This window comes from Arthrobacter sp. Ms25 (genome assembly GCF_059090365.1).
In genome coordinates this window covers 87,430-103,586 of record NZ_JBNHFP010000003.1, presented here as the reverse complement: position 1 = coordinate 103,586, position 16,157 = coordinate 87,430, and the positions used below count along the sequence as shown (strand labels likewise).

General features: G+C 66.2%; 16 protein-coding genes. 12 read left to right on the top strand and 4 right to left on the bottom strand.

Going from position 1 to position 16,157, the window contains the following annotated elements; genetic code table 11:
- Nucleotides 1-16 precede the first annotated feature (16 nt).
- From panC to dhaM, 10 genes are all read left to right on the top strand, one after another.
- Complete coding sequence (gene panC / locus AC5RT8_RS08625) at nucleotides 17-916, top strand: pantoate--beta-alanine ligase (RefSeq protein ID WP_494095299.1); 900 nt, start codon at nucleotides 17-19, stop codon at nucleotides 914-916.
- Nucleotides 917-1,051: 135 nt separating this feature from the next.
- Nucleotides 1,052-2,506 (top strand): lysine--tRNA ligase, encoded by a 1,455-nt coding sequence (lysS, locus tag AC5RT8_RS08620; protein WP_494095840.1) that lies wholly within the window; start codon nucleotides 1,052-1,054, stop codon nucleotides 2,504-2,506.
- 2 nt (nucleotides 2,507-2,508) lie between these two features.
- On the top strand, nucleotides 2,509-2,691 hold the full coding sequence (locus tag AC5RT8_RS08615; RefSeq protein ID WP_494095298.1) for a hypothetical protein: 183 nt from the start codon (nucleotides 2,509-2,511) through the stop codon (nucleotides 2,689-2,691).
- Nucleotides 2,692-2,782: 91 nt separating this feature from the next.
- Nucleotides 2,783-3,109 (top strand): histone-like nucleoid-structuring protein Lsr2, encoded by a 327-nt coding sequence (locus AC5RT8_RS08610; protein ID WP_494095297.1) that lies wholly within the window; start codon nucleotides 2,783-2,785, stop codon nucleotides 3,107-3,109.
- Between the two features lie 95 nt (nucleotides 3,110-3,204).
- Nucleotides 3,205-5,712, top strand: coding sequence for an ATP-dependent Clp protease ATP-binding subunit (locus tag AC5RT8_RS08605; RefSeq protein WP_494095296.1), 2,508 nt, complete (start codon nucleotides 3,205-3,207; stop codon nucleotides 5,710-5,712).
- A 127-nt stretch (nucleotides 5,713-5,839) separates the two neighbouring features.
- Nucleotides 5,840-6,355, top strand: coding sequence for an amino-acid N-acetyltransferase (locus AC5RT8_RS08600; protein ID WP_494095295.1), 516 nt, complete (start codon nucleotides 5,840-5,842; stop codon nucleotides 6,353-6,355).
- A gap of 126 nt (nucleotides 6,356-6,481) precedes the next feature.
- A complete protein-coding gene (locus AC5RT8_RS08595) occupies nucleotides 6,482-6,658 on the top strand; it encodes a CsbD family protein (RefSeq protein WP_230025589.1) in 177 nt (58 codons plus the stop codon).
- A 200-nt stretch (nucleotides 6,659-6,858) separates the two neighbouring features.
- The gene (dhaK, locus tag AC5RT8_RS08590) at nucleotides 6,859-7,860 is read left to right on the top strand and encodes a dihydroxyacetone kinase subunit DhaK (RefSeq protein ID WP_494095294.1); all 1,002 of its coding nucleotides are present in this window, start codon (nucleotides 6,859-6,861) and stop codon (nucleotides 7,858-7,860) included.
- Between the two features lie 2 nt (nucleotides 7,861-7,862).
- Nucleotides 7,863-8,504, top strand: a complete 642-nt coding sequence (gene dhaL / locus AC5RT8_RS08585) for a dihydroxyacetone kinase subunit DhaL (RefSeq protein WP_494095293.1) — start codon at nucleotides 7,863-7,865, stop codon at nucleotides 8,502-8,504.
- Entirely contained in the window at nucleotides 8,501-9,247 is a 747-nt protein-coding gene (gene dhaM, locus AC5RT8_RS08580) for a dihydroxyacetone kinase phosphoryl donor subunit DhaM (protein WP_494095292.1), read from the top strand. Before dhaL ends, dhaM begins: the two co-directional genes overlap by 4 nt.
- A gap of 10 nt (nucleotides 9,248-9,257) precedes the next feature.
- Here the strand turns inward: dhaM and AC5RT8_RS08575 are convergent, their stop codons facing one another.
- Complete coding sequence (locus AC5RT8_RS08575) at nucleotides 9,258-10,199, bottom strand: HhH-GPD family protein (RefSeq protein WP_494095291.1); 942 nt, start codon at nucleotides 10,197-10,199, stop codon at nucleotides 9,258-9,260.
- Nucleotides 10,200-10,281: 82 nt separating this feature from the next.
- Here AC5RT8_RS08575 and AC5RT8_RS08570 point away from each other — a divergent pair, with 82 nt between their 5' ends.
- On the top strand, nucleotides 10,282-10,983 hold the full coding sequence (locus tag AC5RT8_RS08570) for a hypothetical protein (RefSeq protein WP_494095290.1): 702 nt from the start codon (nucleotides 10,282-10,284) through the stop codon (nucleotides 10,981-10,983).
- 2 nt (nucleotides 10,984-10,985) lie between these two features.
- On the opposite strand, the gene disA is transcribed toward AC5RT8_RS08570, so the two are convergent.
- The 3 genes from disA to AC5RT8_RS08555 all read right to left on the bottom strand — a co-directional run bounded on the left by disA (nucleotide 10,986) and on the right by AC5RT8_RS08555 (nucleotide 14,715).
- Complete coding sequence (disA, locus tag AC5RT8_RS08565; RefSeq protein WP_494095289.1) at nucleotides 10,986-12,062, bottom strand: DNA integrity scanning diadenylate cyclase DisA; 1,077 nt, start codon at nucleotides 12,060-12,062, stop codon at nucleotides 10,986-10,988.
- Nucleotides 12,063-12,172: 110 nt separating this feature from the next.
- Nucleotides 12,173-13,540, bottom strand: coding sequence for a DNA repair protein RadA (gene radA, locus AC5RT8_RS08560; RefSeq protein WP_494095288.1), 1,368 nt, complete (start codon nucleotides 13,538-13,540; stop codon nucleotides 12,173-12,175).
- Nucleotides 13,541-13,584: 44 nt separating this feature from the next.
- Nucleotides 13,585-14,715, bottom strand: a complete 1,131-nt coding sequence (locus AC5RT8_RS08555; protein WP_494095287.1) for an FUSC family protein — start codon at nucleotides 14,713-14,715, stop codon at nucleotides 13,585-13,587.
- A 218-nt stretch (nucleotides 14,716-14,933) separates the two neighbouring features.
- Here AC5RT8_RS08555 and pstS point away from each other — a divergent pair, with 218 nt between their 5' ends.
- Nucleotides 14,934-16,049: a phosphate ABC transporter substrate-binding protein PstS gene (gene pstS, locus AC5RT8_RS08550; protein WP_494095286.1), complete on the top strand. Its 1,116-nt coding sequence runs from the start codon at nucleotides 14,934-14,936 to the stop codon at nucleotides 16,047-16,049.
- Nucleotides 16,050-16,157: the final 108 nt, after the last annotated feature.

Below are 16,157 nucleotides of genomic sequence, written 5' to 3'. Positions count from 1 at the left end.
CAATAGAAGGACAGCGTTGAATACCCCCCGCCTCGTTACCACCGCCGCCGAACTGCGTTCCGCCACAACGGAACTGCTGGAAAAAGCAGCAGCCGCCCATCCCTCCCGCATCCCCACCCTCGCGCTGGTTCCCACCATGGGCGCCCTGCACGAAGGGCATGCCTCCCTGATGGGCGCCGCCCGGGCGGACAACGACGTCGTCACCGCCTCGGTGTTCGTCAACCCCCTGCAGTTCGACGACCCCGCCGACCTGGAGCGTTACCCCCGCACCCTCGACGCGGACATGGAGCTCCTGGGACGCTCCGGGGTGGACCTGGTTTTCGCCCCGTCGGAGGAGGAAATGTATCCCGGCGGTGCGCCGCTTGTGCGGATGAGCGCCGGCACCATGGGCACCCGCTGGGAGGGGGCCGTCCGGCCCGGGCACTTTGACGGCGTGCTGACCGTGGTCGCCAAGCTTTTCCACCTGGCAGCGCCGCCGGTGCCGGCACGCTTCCGCGCCTACTTCGGGCAGAAGGACGCCCAGCAGGTGGCCTTGATCCGGCGGATGGTCTCGGACCTCAACTTCGACGTCGAGGTCACCGCCGTGCCGATTGTCCGGGCGGAGGACGGGCTCGCCGAGTCAAGCCGGAACCGCTTCCTCGATGCAGGCCAGCGGCAGGCGGCGCTGGTCCTGTCCCGGGCGTTGAACCTGTTGAAGGAACGCGCCGCGGCGGGCAGCCCCCTGGACCTGGCCGACGCCGTCGAGCTCGTCTCGGCGCAGCCCGGAGTGGAACTGGACTACTTCGAGGTGGTGGACCCGCAGACCCTGGAACCCCTCGCGCAGGCCCCCGGCCGGCCGCTGGACGGGAATGCGCTGGCGCTGCTGGCTGCACGGGTCGGACCGGTGCGGCTGATCGACAACACGCTGCTTCCGTAGCAAAACCACCTGTACTCCGTGCGTACCCCTGCGGGCGCATGGAGTGCAGGACCGGAAGCGGTGCTTTGCTCTGTAAACTTAACAACCGTGACCACATCTAACCCCGTTCCCGAAGCCGCAGACACCTCCGAACAGATGCGCATCCGTGCCGAGAAGCGTGCGCGGCTGATTGACCGCGGGGACGAGGCCTACCCGGTAGGGGTGGAACGCACCTCCTCGCTGAAGGAAGTGCGCGAGAAATTCGGCCACCTGCAGGCTGATGAAGCCAGCGGCGAGACCGTGGGCGTGACCGGGCGCGTGGTGTTCATCCGCAACACCGGCAAGCTGTGCTTCGCCACCCTGCAGGAGGGCAACGGAACCCGGCTGCAGGCCATGCTCAGCCTCGCCGTCGTCGGCGAGGAATCCCTCGCGGACTGGAAGTCCCTGGTGGACCTGGGCGACATTGTCTACATCCGCGGCGAGGTCATTTCCTCCCGCCGCGGCGAGCTTTCCGTAATGGCCCAGTCCTGGTCGATGGCGTCCAAGGCCCTGCGGCCGCTACCGGTGCTGCACGCCGGACTGAGCGAGGAAACCCGGGTCCGCCAGCGCTATGTGGACCTGATGGTCCGCGACGAAGCCCGCGACATGGTCTACAAGCGTGCGGCCATCATCCGCGGCGTCCGGGACACCCTGCACGGCCACGGCTACGTGGAGGTGGAAACCCCCATGCTGCAGCTGGTGCACGGCGGTGCCGCCGCGCGGCCGTTCGAAACGCACCTGAACGCCTTCGACCAGAAGATGACCCTGCGCATTGCCACCGAGTTGTACCTGAAGCGCGCGGTGGTGGGCGGAATCGAGCGAGTCTTTGAAATCGGACGCATCTTCCGCAACGAGGGCGTGGACTCCACGCATTCGCCCGAGTTCACCACGCTGGAATGCTACGAGGCGTACGCGGACCAGTTCGTGATGGCCGAGCGGATGAAGGAGATCATCCTGCACTGCGCCGACCTGATGGGCAGCAGGAAGATTGAAACCGCCGCCGGCACCATCGACCTCGACGGCGAGTGGCGCTGGCTGGCTGTGTACCCGGGACTGTCCGAAGCGGTGGGTACGGAAATCACCCCGGATACCGATGCCGCAGTGCTCCGGGACATTGCGGAAAAGCACGGCGTGAAGGTGGATCCGAAGTGGGACGCGGAAAAGCTGGTCATTGAGCTCTTCGGCGAGATTGTGGAGCCGACGCTGCTGCAGCCGACCTTTGTCTACGACTACCCGCCCTCGGCCCAGCCGCTTGCCCGGCCGAACCGCAACGATCCGCGACTCATCGAAGCATGGGACCTCATCATCGGCGGCATGGAACGCGGCACGGCCTTCTCCGAGCTGATCGACCCGGTCATCCAGCGTGAGCGCCTGACCGAGCAGTCACTGCTCGCCGCCGGCGGCGATGACGAGGCCATGGCCCTGGATGAAGACTTCCTGAGGGCACTGGAATACGGCGCCCCGCCCATGGGCGGTATCGGCCTCGGAATTGACCGCCTTGTGATGCTTTTCACGAATACGGGAATCAGGGAAACAATTCTGTTCCCCCTCCTAAAGCCGGAAATGGGTTAGCCATGGAATATATAGAAGTACTTCTCCCCTCAATTTGTGTTGCAGCTCTCTTTTATTTCGTGATGCGGGCCCTGCTTAACTCGGACAGGTCGGAGCGGCAGGCCTTGGCCGAAGCGGAGCGGGAAGCTGACCAGAGTGTAGCCCATGAAGCTTTGAAGAATCCGGGCGAAGAAGACAATAAATAGCCAAGTACTTTGACGGGGCTTTGCTAATTGGGTCATACTCTAAGTGGTCTCATAATTAGTCTTCCCATTTTTAGCTGCTTAGGAGCCTGTCATGGCACAAAAGGTAAAAATCATTCTCGTCGATGATGTCGACGGCGGAAGTGCGGATGAGACCGTACGGTTTGCCCTGGACGGGTCACAGTACGAGATTGATCTGTCAAAAGACAATGCGAAAACTCTCCGCGATGCACTGAAGCCCTATGTTGATGCAGGCCGCAAGGTGGGCGGCCGCACCGGGCGTCCGCGCAGCTCGGGATCAGCCCGCAGCAATGAAGCAGCGCAGATCCGCGAATGGGCCCGCAAGAACGGCTACACCGTTTCCGAGCGCGGCCGGGTCAACAGCGAGATCATCGACGCCTACCGCGCAGCGCAGGGCTAGGCGTACCGCTTAGTCTCACGCCCACGGCGAACAAGCTCCTATTGCACCCCTGGGGCACGTAGCATCGAATTACGCGTTAGCTAGGAGTGTGCCTCATGTTTGAAAGATTTACCGACCGTGCCCGTCGCGTTGTCGTGCTTGCCCAAGAAGAGGCCCGCATGCTCAACCACAACTACATCGGCACCGAGCACATTTTGCTTGGGCTCATTCATGAGGGTGAAGGTGTCGCTGCTAAGGCCCTTGAATCCCTGGGCATCTCGCTTGGTGCTGTCCGCGAGCAGGTGCAGGAGATCATCGGTCAGGGCCAGCAGGCCCCGACCGGTCACATCCCCTTCACCCCGCGTGCCAAGAAGGTGCTGGAGCTCTCGCTCCGTGAAGCCCTGCAGCTCGGCCATAACTACATCGGCACCGAACACATCCTGCTCGGCCTGATCCGCGAAGGTGAAGGCGTTGCCGCGCAGGTACTGGTCAAGCTTGGTGCTGACCTGAACCGTGTCCGGCAGCAGGTCATCCAGCTGCTTTCCGGCTACCAGGGCAAGGAGCCCGTCTCCACCGGTGGCCAGCAGCAGGAAGGCCAGCCGGCCGGGTCCGTGGTGCTGGACCAGTTCGGACGCAACCTGACGCAGGCCGCACGTGATTCCAAGCTCGACCCGGTGATCGGGCGCGAGCATGAAATGGAACGCGTGATGCAGGTGCTTTCGCGCAGGACCAAGAACAATCCTGTCCTGATCGGCGAGCCCGGCGTCGGCAAGACCGCCGTCGTCGAGGGCCTGGCCCAGGCGATCGTGCGCGGCGACGTGCCCGAGACCCTCAAGGACAAGCAGCTCTACACCTTGGACCTGGGTTCGCTGGTTGCCGGTTCCCGCTACCGCGGCGACTTTGAGGAACGCCTGAAGAAGGTCCTCAAGGAAATCCGCACCCGCGGCGACATTATCCTGTTCATCGACGAAATCCACACCCTCGTGGGTGCGGGTGCCGCCGAAGGCGCCATCGACGCCGCCTCGATCCTGAAGCCGATGCTGGCCCGGGGCGAGCTGCAGACCATCGGTGCCACCACGCTGGATGAATACCGCAAGCACATCGAGAAGGATGCCGCGCTGGAGCGCCGCTTCCAGCCGATCCAGGTTGCCGAGCCCTCGGTGGCACACGCCATCGAGATCCTCAAGGGCCTGCGTGACCGCTACGAAGCGCACCACCGCGTCTCCATCACCGATGCGGCACTGGCTTCCGCGGCAACGCTGGCCGAGCGGTACATCAGTGACCGGTTCCTGCCGGACAAGGCGATCGACCTGATTGACGAGGCCGGCGCCCGCCTGCGCATCCGCCGGATGACTGCCCCGCCGGAGCTGAAGGAAATCGACGAGCGGATCTCGGCCCTGAAGATGGAGAAGGAGTCCGCAATCGACTCCCAGGACTTCGAAGGTGCCGCCTCCCTGCGCGACAAGGAGCAGAAGCTCCAGGACCAGCGCGCGGAGAAGGAACGCCAGTGGAAGTCCGGCGGCCTGGATGACATAGCCGAGGTGGATGAGGAACTCATCGCCGAGGTTCTGGCCAACTCCACCGGCATCCCGGTGGTCAAGCTGAACGAGGAAGAATCCACCCGCCTGCTGCGGATGGAGGACGAACTGCACAAGCGCGTCATCGGCCAGGACCAGGCCATCAAGTCCATCTCGCAGGCCATGCGCCGTACGCGGGCCGGACTGAAGGATCCCAAGCGTCCGGGCGGCTCGTTCATCTTCGCCGGTCCCACCGGCGTCGGTAAGACCGAGCTTGCCAAGGCACTTGCCGAGTTCCTGTTCGGTGACGAAGATGCCCTCATCACGCTGGACATGTCCGAATACGCCGAGAAGCACACCGTTTCTCGTCTGTTCGGTGCTCCTCCCGGATACGTGGGCTACGAAGAAGGCGGGCAGCTGACCGAGAAGGTCCGCCGCCGTCCGTTCTCCGTGGTGCTGTTCGACGAAGTGGAAAAGGCCCACTCGGACCTCTTCAACTCGCTGCTGCAGATCCTGGAAGACGGCCGCCTGACCGACGCCCAGGGCCGGATGGTGGACTTCAAGAACACCATCATCATCATGACGACCAACCTTGGTACCAAGGACATCTCCAAGGGCGTCATGACCGGCTTCCAGTCCGGCACGGACACGAAGACCGGCTACGACCGGATGCGGGCACGGGTCACGGAAGAGCTGCGCCAGCACTTCCGCCCCGAGTTCCTCAACCGTGTTGATGACACCGTGGTCTTCCCGCAGCTGACCCAGGAAGAGATCGTCCAGATCGTGGACCTGTTCCTGGACCGCCTGAGCCAGCGCCTGGCCGACAGGGGCATGACGATCGAGCTCACGCCGGCCGCCAAGGTGCTGCTCGCAACGCGCGGCTACGATCCCGCCATGGGTGCCCGGCCGCTGCGCCGGACCATCCAGCGCGAAATCGAGGACCAGCTCTCCGAGAAGATCCTCTTCGGCGAACTCAAGCCCGGCGAGGCCATCTCGGTGGACGTCGAGGGCGAAGGCGACGAAGCGAAGTTCACCTTCGTCGGCAGCGGCGTTCCGAAGGCGATCGAGGAAGCCACATCGGCCATCGAGGCCGGAGTCGGCGACTAGCATCACCTTGCAGGACCACGGAAGGACCCGGCGGGCGCACCGCCGGGTCCTTCCGTGTTAAGCGCGTCCGTCCGGCTGGGGCCGCGTAGTTTGGGCTCAGCCACCGCGGCCGTCCTAGACTGGGCCGGTGACTTCCGTACCCGCCATCACCATCCGCCGCGCACGTACTTCCGATGTTCCCGCCATCCGTGCACTCGTTGCTCCCCTGGCGGAGGAACGGATCCTGGTGGCCAAGGAGGCGGTGGCCTATTACGAAGCGCTGCAGGAATTCCGGGTTGCCGAGGACGCTGCAGGGCAGATTGTCGGCTGCGGCGCACTGCATGTGATGTGGGAAGACCTCGCCGAAGTCCGCACGCTGGCTGCGGATCCGGCCCTGCGCGGCAGCGGCATCGGCCACCGCCTATTGGAACAGCTGCTGGCCGATGCGGTGGAAATCGGCGTCACCCGGGTCTTCTGCCTGACCTTTGAAGTGGAGTTCTTCCAGCGGCACGGATTTGCCGTAATGGCCAACCAGTCGGCGGTGGATCCCGAGGTCTATTCCGAGCTGCTGCGCTCCTCGGATGAAGGTGTTGCCGAATTCCTGGACCTCGCCCGGGTCAAGCCGAATACCCTCGGAAACACGCGGATGATCCGCTCGTTCTAGTCTCTTGGCGGCCCCTTGGGCGTTCGCAGAGAGAGGAACGGAGGCTGCTGTGCTGGCGTTTTCCTTTCCTAACTGGATAAAGTCAGGGTACTTAGCATCATCAACGATCAGAAAGCGGGTTCAGCAATGGGCGCAGATGACAAGATGCAGAACAAGGCCGAAAACCTTGGCGGCAAGGTTAAGGAAGGCGTAGGCAAGGCCACCGGGAACGAAAGCATGGAAGCCGAAGGCCACGGCGACCAGGCCAAGTCGAGCCTGAAGGACGCCGGAGAAAACGTCAAGGACGCTTTCAAGGGCAAGTAGGGCTTAAGCGCCGAAGCGGGAGGGGTTCGCCCCTCCCGCTTTTTCGTGCCTTGAGCGGGTTTTTGTGTCCGGAGCGGGCCGGGGTCTTCAGGCGTGCGGACCCCTGTTGCACTCGTTCCGGCCCGGGTAGGGTCGGTGGGGAGAGGAGCCTTGGCACGCCCGCAGGGCCCTGGAGTCCGACCGCGAAGGAGCCCGGCGACATGAAGAAACTCATCAACAATCCCCGCTCGGTGGTGGCCGAATCGTTGGAAGGGTTCGGGCTGGCCCACCATGACCTCGTTGAGATCCATCTTGACCCGGACTACGTCCTCCGGCGCGACGTTCCGGTCCAGGGCAAGGTGGGGCTGGTCTCCGGCGGCGGCAGCGGCCACGAGCCCCTGCACAGCGGGTACGTCGGACGGGGCATGCTCACGGCGGCTGTCCCCGGAGCGGTCTTCACGTCCCCTACACCGGACCAGATCCTGCCGGCCATCGTGAAGAGTGACTCGGGTTCCGGTGTCCTGCTCATAGTGAAGAACTACACCGGCGACATCCTGAACTTCGAGACGGCTGCCGAACTGGCCGGCGTCGAAGGCATCGACATCCGCACGGTGGTGGTGAACGACGACGTCGCGGTGGAGGACTCGACCTACACCGCGGGAAGGCGCGGCGTGGCCGGGACCGTGCTGTTGGAGCGGATCGCGGGCGGAGCTGCGGACCGGGGTGACGATCTGGGCAAGGTGGCGGAGATCGCCGAGCGGGTGAACGCGAACGTGCGGTCCATGGGGGTCGCGCTGGCGCCGTGCACCGTGCCGCACGCCGGAGAGCCGAGCTTCACCCTGGCTGAAGACGAAATTGAAATGGGCGTAGGCATCCACGGCGAACCCGGCCGGCACCGGGTCCCCATGACCACCGCCGATTCCATTACGGACCAGTTGATGGAACCGGTGCTGAACGACCTTGGGGTCGCCTCCGGGGACCGGGTCCTGCTCTTCGTGAACGGGATGGGCGGTACTCCGCTGAGCGAGCTGTACATCGTGTACCGTCGGGCCGCCCAAATCCTGGCGGACAGAGGTGCCCGCGTGGAGCGTTCCCTGGTGGGCAACTACATCACCGCCCTGGAAATGGAGGGAGCGTCGGTGACTGTCCTGCGACTGGACGACGAGCTGACGGACCTGTGGGACTCGCCGGTGAACACCCCGGCACTGCGGTGGGGAGTATAGGAATGGCACTGGATGCAGCCTGGGCAGATAAATGGATGCGCCTCAGCGCCGCCGCCCTCAGCGAGAACCGGCAGCGGCTGACCACCCTGGACCGGGAGATCGGCGATGCCGACCACGGCGAGAACATGGAACGCGGATTCACCGCGGTAGTGGAGAAGCTGGACGCCGACGGGGCGCCGGAAACACCCGGAGCGGTGTTCAAGACGGCGGCCATGACCCTGATGTCCAAGGTGGGCGGCGCCGCAGGACCGCTGTACGGCACGGCGTTCCTGCGTGCCGCCACTGCGGCGGGCGGCGCATCCGCCCTCGGCCCGGATGAAACGGTGGCTGTCCTGACGGCGGCCCGGGATGGAATTGTTGCCCGCGGCAAGGCCGAACCCGGCGACAAGACCATGATCGACGCCTGGACGCCCGCCGTCGACGCCGCCGTTACGGCTCAGGGGGCTGGCTCCGGTCCGGTGGAGATCCTCACCGCCGCCGCGAACGCCGCCGAAGCCGGACTGGCCGGGACCGAGCCGCTCGTCGCCCGCAAGGGACGGGCCAGTTACCTGGGGGAACGCAGTGCCGGGCACCTGGACCCCGGAGCCGCCTCCACGGCGCTGATCCTGCACGCGGCGGTTTCGGCGGCGGAGGAGGCAGCGTGAGTGTGGGCCTGGTGGTTGTCTCGCACAGCCGGAAGCTGGCCGAGGGGGTCTGCGAACTTGCAGCCCAGATGGCCGCCGATGTTTCCATCGCAGCTGCAGGCGGCACCGACGACGACGGCATCGGCACCAGCCTGGAGAAAATCATGGCCGGCATTGCCGCGGCGGACTCCGGCGACGGTGCGGTCCTGCTGACCGACCTGGGTTCGGCCGTGATGACCGCCGAATCAGCCCTGGAATTCCTCGATCCCGAGCAGCAGCAGCGGGTCCGGATGGCGGATGCGCCCCTGGTGGAGGGCACAGTGGCCGCAGCCGTAGCGGCGCAGACCGGTAAACGCGTTGCCGACGTTGCCGCGGCTGCGGAGGCCGCCGGCGCCTCCTCCGCCCCCGACGGCCAAACCTCCGCCGCTGCAGGCGGTGCGGCGGCAGCAGACGGGGCGGCCGCGGACGGGAGCGGTGCTGCCGCAGCGCCGGAGCCCGCCGCCGAGGACACCGCCAGCGGCGCATGGACACTGGTTAACCCGATGGGCCTGCACGCCCGTCCGGCTGCGGCCGTCGCACAGCTGCTGGCGGACCTGGACGCCGAGATCACCATCAACGGCGTGGACGGCAAATCGGTGATGATGCTGATGACCCTGGGCCTGCGGCCGGGCGAAACCCTCAGCGCCACCGCAACCGGCCCTGACGCGGCCCGGGCAGTGGAGCTCCTGGCGGATCAGGTACGCAACGGATTCGGGGAAATCTGAGCCCCTCCGGTTACAGCGGCAGGGACACCCCGTTGGCATCTTCCGCTGCCAGACGGTCCGCGATCAGGCCGGCCAGAGCCCGCTCCATCTGCTCCTGCGGAGCCTGCAGCCGGTGCAGCGCTGCCAAGGGGCCCACTTCGGCTGCCAGCGGCGGGGTGCCCAGATCCACCGGAGCGTGCAGGAGAAGTTCCCTGCGGACCGGTCCCTCCGCCGAGCGCAGCACCGCCATCATGGCGCCGCGGACCTGACGGTCCGTCCCGGCCCAGGCCTGCCCCTTGGGCGTGTAGTGCGGCTCCGGCCTGCCCGCCGCCACCCAGGCGCAGCGGTCCAGTAGCGGACACTGCTCACACCGGGGGCTTCGCGCCGTGCACACCGTTGCGCCGAGTTCCATAACCGCAGCATTCCAGGCGACGGAGTCCTCAGCGTCGGCGGGCAGCAGGGACGCGGCGAGCCGCATTTCCGCTGCGGTGAGGGCGGGCGACGGCAGGGCATTGCCCGTGACCGCCCGGGCATGGACCCGACGGATGTTGACGTCCACCACCGTCTCCCGCCGGCCGAAGGCAAACGCCGCCACGGCGGCGGCGGTATAGTCGCCGACGCCGGGCAGTCCCAGCAGTTCCGGATAGGTAGAGGGAACCTCCCCGCCGAACTCCTCCACAATGGCTTTTGCAGCCGCGTGCAGCCGCAGAGCACGGCGGGGGTACCCGAGCCTGCCCCAGGCGCGGACGGCCTCGCCGCTCGGCTCCGAGGCCAGAGCCGCCGGCGTCGGCCACCGCTGCAGCCATGCAGTCCAGACGGGCAGGACCCGGGTCACGGGCGTCTGCTGGAGCATGATTTCGCTTACAAGGACACCCCAGGGTGTCCGGCCGGACTCCCGCCAGGGGAGGTCGCGGGCATTATCCGCAAACCACCCGGTGATACGACGGTGCAGTTCTTCCGTCCGTGAATCCATCCAACACTCCCTTGACCAGCATTACTGTACTAACCGGCGTGGTGCGCCCCGTAATCGAGGTGCCGGTCCCTAGCCTTGAACCATGAACGGGAAGGGAAGACCACAGCCGGCCGGAGACCGCTCCGGCCCGAGGCGCCCCAGCCCTGCCGTGTACCGTAGGCGGCGGCTGGTTGCAGGTCTCCTGGCCGTGCTGCTCCTGGCGGGGCTCGGCTTCGCCGTGGCCGCCGTGGTCCGTGCCCTGTCCCCGGAAGAACAGGCTGTGGCCACCGTCCCGGCTCCGACCCTTACGGCCCCGGCCACCGCGCCGGCGGCAGAAACCCCCGCAGCGCCTTCACCGAAGCCCGCTGGCAAATCTGCGGGCAAACCCGCGGAAAAGCCTGCGGATAAACCCACGGCCCAGGCCTGCCCCCCGGAGTCGGTTGCGGTGACGGCGGCCACCGACGCCGGAACCTACCCGGCCGGAGCCGCACCTGTGCTGACCCTGACCGTCACGAACACCGGGGACTCGGCCTGCGACATCAACGTGGGCACGTCCCAGATGGAATTCCTGGTGGCCAGTGGATCGGACCGGATCTTCTCCTCCGTTGACTGCCAGGAAGGCGCGCAGGACTACCTCAAAAAGGTTGAGCCCGGGGCATCGGAGACAGCCAACTTCACCTGGGACCGAAACCGCTCGGCTCCGGGCTGCGCTCCCGTGGCGTCCAACCCGAACCCCGGCTATTACGTCTTCACTGCCCGGCTCGGAGAAGCCAACAGTGAAGCCGCCGTTTTCGAACTGGAATAGTCCTACATAAACCGGTCGAGGAGGCTCGTTTCGGCAATCCGGGAGAGGCCCTCACGCACGGTGCGGGCACGCTGCTCTCCGATGCCGTCCACAGTCATTAAATCGTCGATGTTCGCCGCCATCAGGTTCTGCAGGCCGCCGAAGTGGTCCACCAGCCGGTTCGATACCGCCGGAGGAACGGATTTGATGTTGCTCAGGAGCCGGTAACCGCGCGGCTGGACCACGGCTTCGAGGGAGTCCTGGCCCGGCTGGAAGCCCACCACGGACGCAATTTTGCTCGGGTCGACCATTTCGGAGGAACTCATGCTCTGCAGCGTGGCGATCTGTTCCTCGATTTTGCGCTTGCCGTCATTGAGGTCGGCATAGTCGCGCAGGATCATTTCGCTGCCCGGTCCAAGGCCGGTGGTCAGTTCTTCCAGCTGGAGGGAAAGCAGGCGTCCGTCCACTCCGAGTTCGAGGACGTACTGGGAGATTTCCTCGGAAATCCGGCGGACCATTTCCTGGCGCTGGAGGGTGACCGCGACGTCGCGGACGGTCACCATCGCCTCGATTTCCAGCGCGGAGAGGGAATTGGTGACCTGGTCCAGCCGGGCACGGTAGCGTTCGAGGGTCGCCAGGGCCTGGTTGGCGCGCGCCATTACCGGCTCGGAACCCTCCAGGACGTGGCGCAGCCCGCCCACGTAGAGCTGGATGATCTGCATGGACTGGCTGACCGAGATGACGGGAAAGCCGGTCTGGATGGCGACCCGTTCCGCCGTGCGGTGCCGGGTGCCGGATTCGTGCGTTTCGATGGTGTGGTCGGGAACCAGCTGGACCGCCGCCCGCAGGATGTTCCGGGCGTCACGGTCGCAGACGATGGCGCCGTCCATTTTCGCGAGTTCACGCAGCCGGGTCGGAGAGAAGTCGATGCCGATGTCGAACCCGCCGGAACAGATGCCGTCCACTGTGCGGTCAAAGCCCAGGACGATCAGCGCACCGGTGCGGCCCCGCAGAATGCGCTCGAGTCCGTCGCGGAGCTCGGTCCCGGGTGCCACCCGCGCCAGGGTTGCCTTAAGCGCGTCTTCGGGACTGCGGGCCATGGTCACTTCCTTCCGGCCCGGGGGCCTGGACGATCTGGGCTAGGGCTTGCCCGTCCCTATACTAGTGGGATATTCGGGTACACTTTGCCACGCGTGAACCACGGCACGCGCTAGAAGAGCAGCTCCAGTGCCTCGGCCAGGGTGGAGACCTCGCGGACCTTGAAGCCGGCGGGGACATTTCCCGGTCCGTTGGGGGAAGCCGGAACCACTGCGTGGGTAAAGCCCAGGCGTTCGGCTTCGGTGATCCGCCGGCCGATGCCCGGGACCGGGCGGACCTCCCCGGCCAGCCCGACCTCACCGAAGGCAATGAGTTGGGCAGGCAGCGGCTTGTTCATTTTTGCCGACGCCACGGCCAGCGCCACCGCGAGGTCGGTGGCGGGTTCGCTCAGCTTCACGCCGCCCACGGTGGAGACATAGCTGTCATCCTTGGCCAGGCTCATGGAAGCACGCTGCTGCAGGACCGCCAGCAGCATGGCCACGCGGGAGGCATCCACACCGCTTGTAGCCCGGCGCGCCTGGGCGTTGCCGGTTTCGGCGACCAGGGACTGCACCTCCGCCACCAGCGGGCGCTTGCCCTCCAGGGTCACGGTGATGCAGGTACCCGACACCGGGTCCTTGGTGCGCGAGACAAAGAGGCCGCTGGGATCGGCGAGGCCTTCAATGCCGTCTTCGGTCAGGTCGAAGCAGCCCACCTCGTCCGTAGGCCCGTAACGGTTCTTGACCGCGCGCAGCAGGCGCAGCCTTGAATGCCTGTCACCGTCGAACTGGCACACCACATCCACGAGGTGCTCGAGCAGCCGGGGACCGGCAATGGAACCGTCCTTGGTGACGTGGCCGACCAGCAGGGTGGTCATATTGCGGGTCTTCGCGGCGTTGATCAGGGAGGCCGCGACCTCACGGACCTGGCTGACTCCGCCGGCGCTGCCGTCCACCGCCGTGCTGCTCAGGGTCTGCACCGAGTCGACAATCAGCAGTCCGGGGGAGACCTGTTCCACCTGGCCCAGGGCCTGGCCCAGGTCCGTTTCCGCACTGAGGTAAAGGTTTTCCGACACGGCGCCGATGCGCTCGGCACGCAGTTTCACCTGCGCCGTGGATTCCTCGCCCGTGACGTACAGGACGTCGCGGCCGAGGCCGGCGACGCGGGCGGCGACGTCGAGGAGCAGGGTGGACTTGCCCACGCCGGGTTCGCCGGCCAGCAGGATCACCGCACCCGGAACCAGGCCGCCGCCCAGGACCCGGTCCAGTTCGCCTACGCCGGTCGCCTGATAGGCGGCGGTGGTGGCGTCCACCTCGCCGATCCGCAGCGCCGGACGGGCCACTACGGTGGCGGCGGTGGTGCGGGCCAGGACTTCGCCGGATTCCTCCACCGTGCCCCAGGCCTGGCATTCACCGCAGCGTCCTACCCATTTGGCCGTAGTCCAGCCGCACTCCGAGCAGCGGAAGTTGGCGGTCTTGGGCCGTGCAGTCTTTGTTGCCATGAAATCAGGCTATCTGGCGGCACTGACACTTTTTTCCTGCAGGGTCAGACCTCCGAGAGGTAGGTAACCGCCTCTTCATGGGTGAGCCCGGTGGATTCGAGCAGGTCCACCACGAGGGGACGGAAGAGCATGATGAGCGCGTCGCCCTGCAGGTCCGTGATGCCCAGCGCCTTCGGATGCAGGCGGGTCCCCACCGCCGCCAGCTCGTTGCGGGCCTGGCGCAAGTGCCGGAGCCGGGCGTCCGCTCCTTCTCCGCCGCCGAGCGCGCGGGCAAGGACATCCACGGCATCGGCAGTCTCGTTCAGCACCTCCGACACGTTCTCGATCGCCTCGTCTTCGAGCGACGCATGGTTGATGACCGACGTCGTGCGGCGGGCGAACACCCGGCTGTTACGCACCGCCAGGTCCAGATAGCCGATGGAACCGCGCAGATCCCCCAGTTCCGCCAGATACCGGCGGTAGGCCGGGGAAATTCGGGCAACTTCCCGGGCATCCCGGACACTGCGCGCCAGGGTGTCGAGCTGGGGCTGGGTGTTGCGGGCCCGGACCAGGGCGTGCCAGGCAATGGTGGAGTCACTCTTCGCGATCGCTTCGGAACACTGGCGCAGCACCGTGGAGAGCTCATGCAGGAGCTCGCGGATATTGGACTTCGGCTCGCGGCGCGGATCCCGCGGCGCCAGCATGGTTACCACGAGGGCAAAGACGCCGCCGACGACGGCATCTACGCTGCGGGTAAAGACACCGCCGTCCGGGGCGGGAAGGAGCACCACCAGCAGGGACTGCAGCCCCAGCTGCGTCGTGAAAATGACGCCGCGGTCCAGGAAACGCGCCAGCATGACCGAGAAAAAGAGGACGACGGCGGCCTGGGCCAGTCCGTTGCCCAGCAGGGTGAGCAGGATTTCGCCGATGGTGATGCCCAGTGTGCAGCCGATTCCCACCTCCAGCACCCGGCGGGTGCGCGGTTCGCGTGAGAACCCCAGGGAGATCAGGGCGGCTGTCGCGGCGAACAGCGGGCCCTCATGCCCCAGCACGTACTCGGCAAAGGCGTACGCGCCTACGGCACAGATGGTCATCTGCAGGGCGGGGACCACGGAATTCCGGCTGCGCTGCAGTCCTACCCGTGCCCGGTTCAGCAGGAAGCTCCGGCTTTTGGCGAAGGAGCTGCGTTGGGGCATGACCCCAGTCTAGGGGGAGGCGGAGGCAACCTGTATCACGCGTTACATCCGGCGGCTGAGGATGTTCCCCGGGTGCCCGGCAGCCGTTAACTTTCCGTTCACCTTGCTTCGCCACGCTTGGACCGGAACGTGTTGGAGGTTCCACCCGCTCGACTGCTTTTCCGCACTCAGCTCCCGGCGCATCCGTGCCGCACAAACCCCTTGAAAGGGATCCGATGGTGAAGGTTTCGAATTTTGGCCGCACTGCATCCGCTCTGACCGTCGCAGTTGCCCTGGGCCTTACCGCCTGCGGCACCGACAGCGCCACACCGGCTCCGGCCGGTGCCGCTTCGGGAAGCTCCGTCACCGGCACGCTTTCCGGTGCCGGTGCGTCCTCACAGGACGCCGCCATGCAGGCCTGGATTGCCGGCTTCGGTGCCGCCCATCCGCAGGCATCGGTCCAGTACTCTCCGGACGGTTCGGGTGCCGGCCGGGAAGCGCTGCTGGCCGGCGGCGTCCAGTTCGCCGGATCCGACGCCTACCTTGATGACGAGGAAACCGCCGCGGCCGCGGAAGCCTGCGGTCCCGACGGCGCCATCCACATACCCGTCTACATCTCACCGATCGCCGTGGTCTTCAACCTTCCCGGAATCACGGAACTGAACCTCGACGCTGCCACCATCGCGGCAGTGTTCCGCGGCGACATCACTACATGGAACGACCCGGCCATTGCCGCGCAGAACGAGACGGCAGAGCTGCCGGAGACGGCCATCACGGCGGTACACCGCGGCGACGAATCCGGCACCACCAAGAACTTCACCGAATACCTGGCCGAAGCTGCACCCGAAAAGTGGACGGATGAGGCGGCAGGCGAATGGCCGGCCGGGCTGCCGAACGGGGAAAGCGCCTCCGGCACCGGCGGCGTCATTTCCACCGTGGCCTCCACTGAGGGCGGCATTACCTATGCCGATGCCTCGGCAGCCGGTTCCCTCGGCAAGGTCAGCGTAAAAGTAGGCGGGACCTATGTGCCGTTCAGCGCCGACGCCGCCGCGCTCGCCGTCGAATCCTCCACTGCGGTGGGCGGGGAAGGACGTCCGGAAGCGGACATGGCCATGGACCTGGACCGCGATACGGCGGAATCCGGCGCGTATCCCGTAGTCCTGGTGAGCTACCACGTGTTCTGCACCAGCTACGGGGACCAGCAGACCGTGGACCTGGTCCGCGCGTTCGGCAACTACGTGGTCAGCGAGGAAGGCCAGGCCGCAGCGTCCGACGCCGCGGGCAGCGCGGCGCTCTCCGGAGACCTGCGCAGCCGGGCCTCCGCGGCACTGGAAACCATCCGGGTGCGCTCCTAGCGCACCCATCCTGCCCCTCCCCGGTTCCGAAGCGGGGGAGGGCAGGGACCGCTGAACGGCGGAGTACCTACACTGATAAAAGAGTCTGCACACAACGCATTTCGAAGG

What these genes read in the sequence shown, in the direction of transcription:
- lysS (WP_494095840.1), top strand. Translation starts at nt 1,052, where the DNA reads ATGCGCATCCGTGCCGAGAAGCGTGCGCGGCTGATTGACCGCGGGGAC.
- AC5RT8_RS08615 (WP_494095298.1), top strand. Translation starts at nt 2,509, where the DNA reads ATGGAATATATAGAAGTACTTCTCCCCTCAATTTGTGTTGCAGCTCTC.
- AC5RT8_RS08610 (WP_494095297.1), top strand. Translation starts at nt 2,783, where the DNA reads ATGGCACAAAAGGTAAAAATCATTCTCGTCGATGATGTCGACGGCGGA.
- AC5RT8_RS08605 (WP_494095296.1), top strand. Translation starts at nt 3,205, where the DNA reads ATGTTTGAAAGATTTACCGACCGTGCCCGTCGCGTTGTCGTGCTTGCC.
- AC5RT8_RS08595 (WP_230025589.1), top strand. Translation starts at nt 6,482, where the DNA reads ATGGGCGCAGATGACAAGATGCAGAACAAGGCCGAAAACCTTGGCGGC.
- dhaK (WP_494095294.1), top strand. Translation starts at nt 6,859, where the DNA reads ATGAAGAAACTCATCAACAATCCCCGCTCGGTGGTGGCCGAATCGTTG.
- dhaL (WP_494095293.1), top strand. Translation starts at nt 7,863, where the DNA reads ATGGCACTGGATGCAGCCTGGGCAGATAAATGGATGCGCCTCAGCGCC.
- AC5RT8_RS08575 (WP_494095291.1), bottom strand. Translation starts at nt 10,199, where the DNA reads ATGGATTCACGGACGGAAGAACTGCACCGTCGTATCACCGGGTGGTTT.
- AC5RT8_RS08570 (WP_494095290.1), top strand. Translation starts at nt 10,282, where the DNA reads ATGAACGGGAAGGGAAGACCACAGCCGGCCGGAGACCGCTCCGGCCCG.
- disA (WP_494095289.1), bottom strand. Translation starts at nt 12,062, where the DNA reads ATGGCCCGCAGTCCCGAAGACGCGCTTAAGGCAACCCTGGCGCGGGTG.
- radA (WP_494095288.1), bottom strand. Translation starts at nt 13,540, where the DNA reads ATGGCAACAAAGACTGCACGGCCCAAGACCGCCAACTTCCGCTGCTCG.
- AC5RT8_RS08555 (WP_494095287.1), bottom strand. Translation starts at nt 14,715, where the DNA reads ATGCCCCAACGCAGCTCCTTCGCCAAAAGCCGGAGCTTCCTGCTGAAC.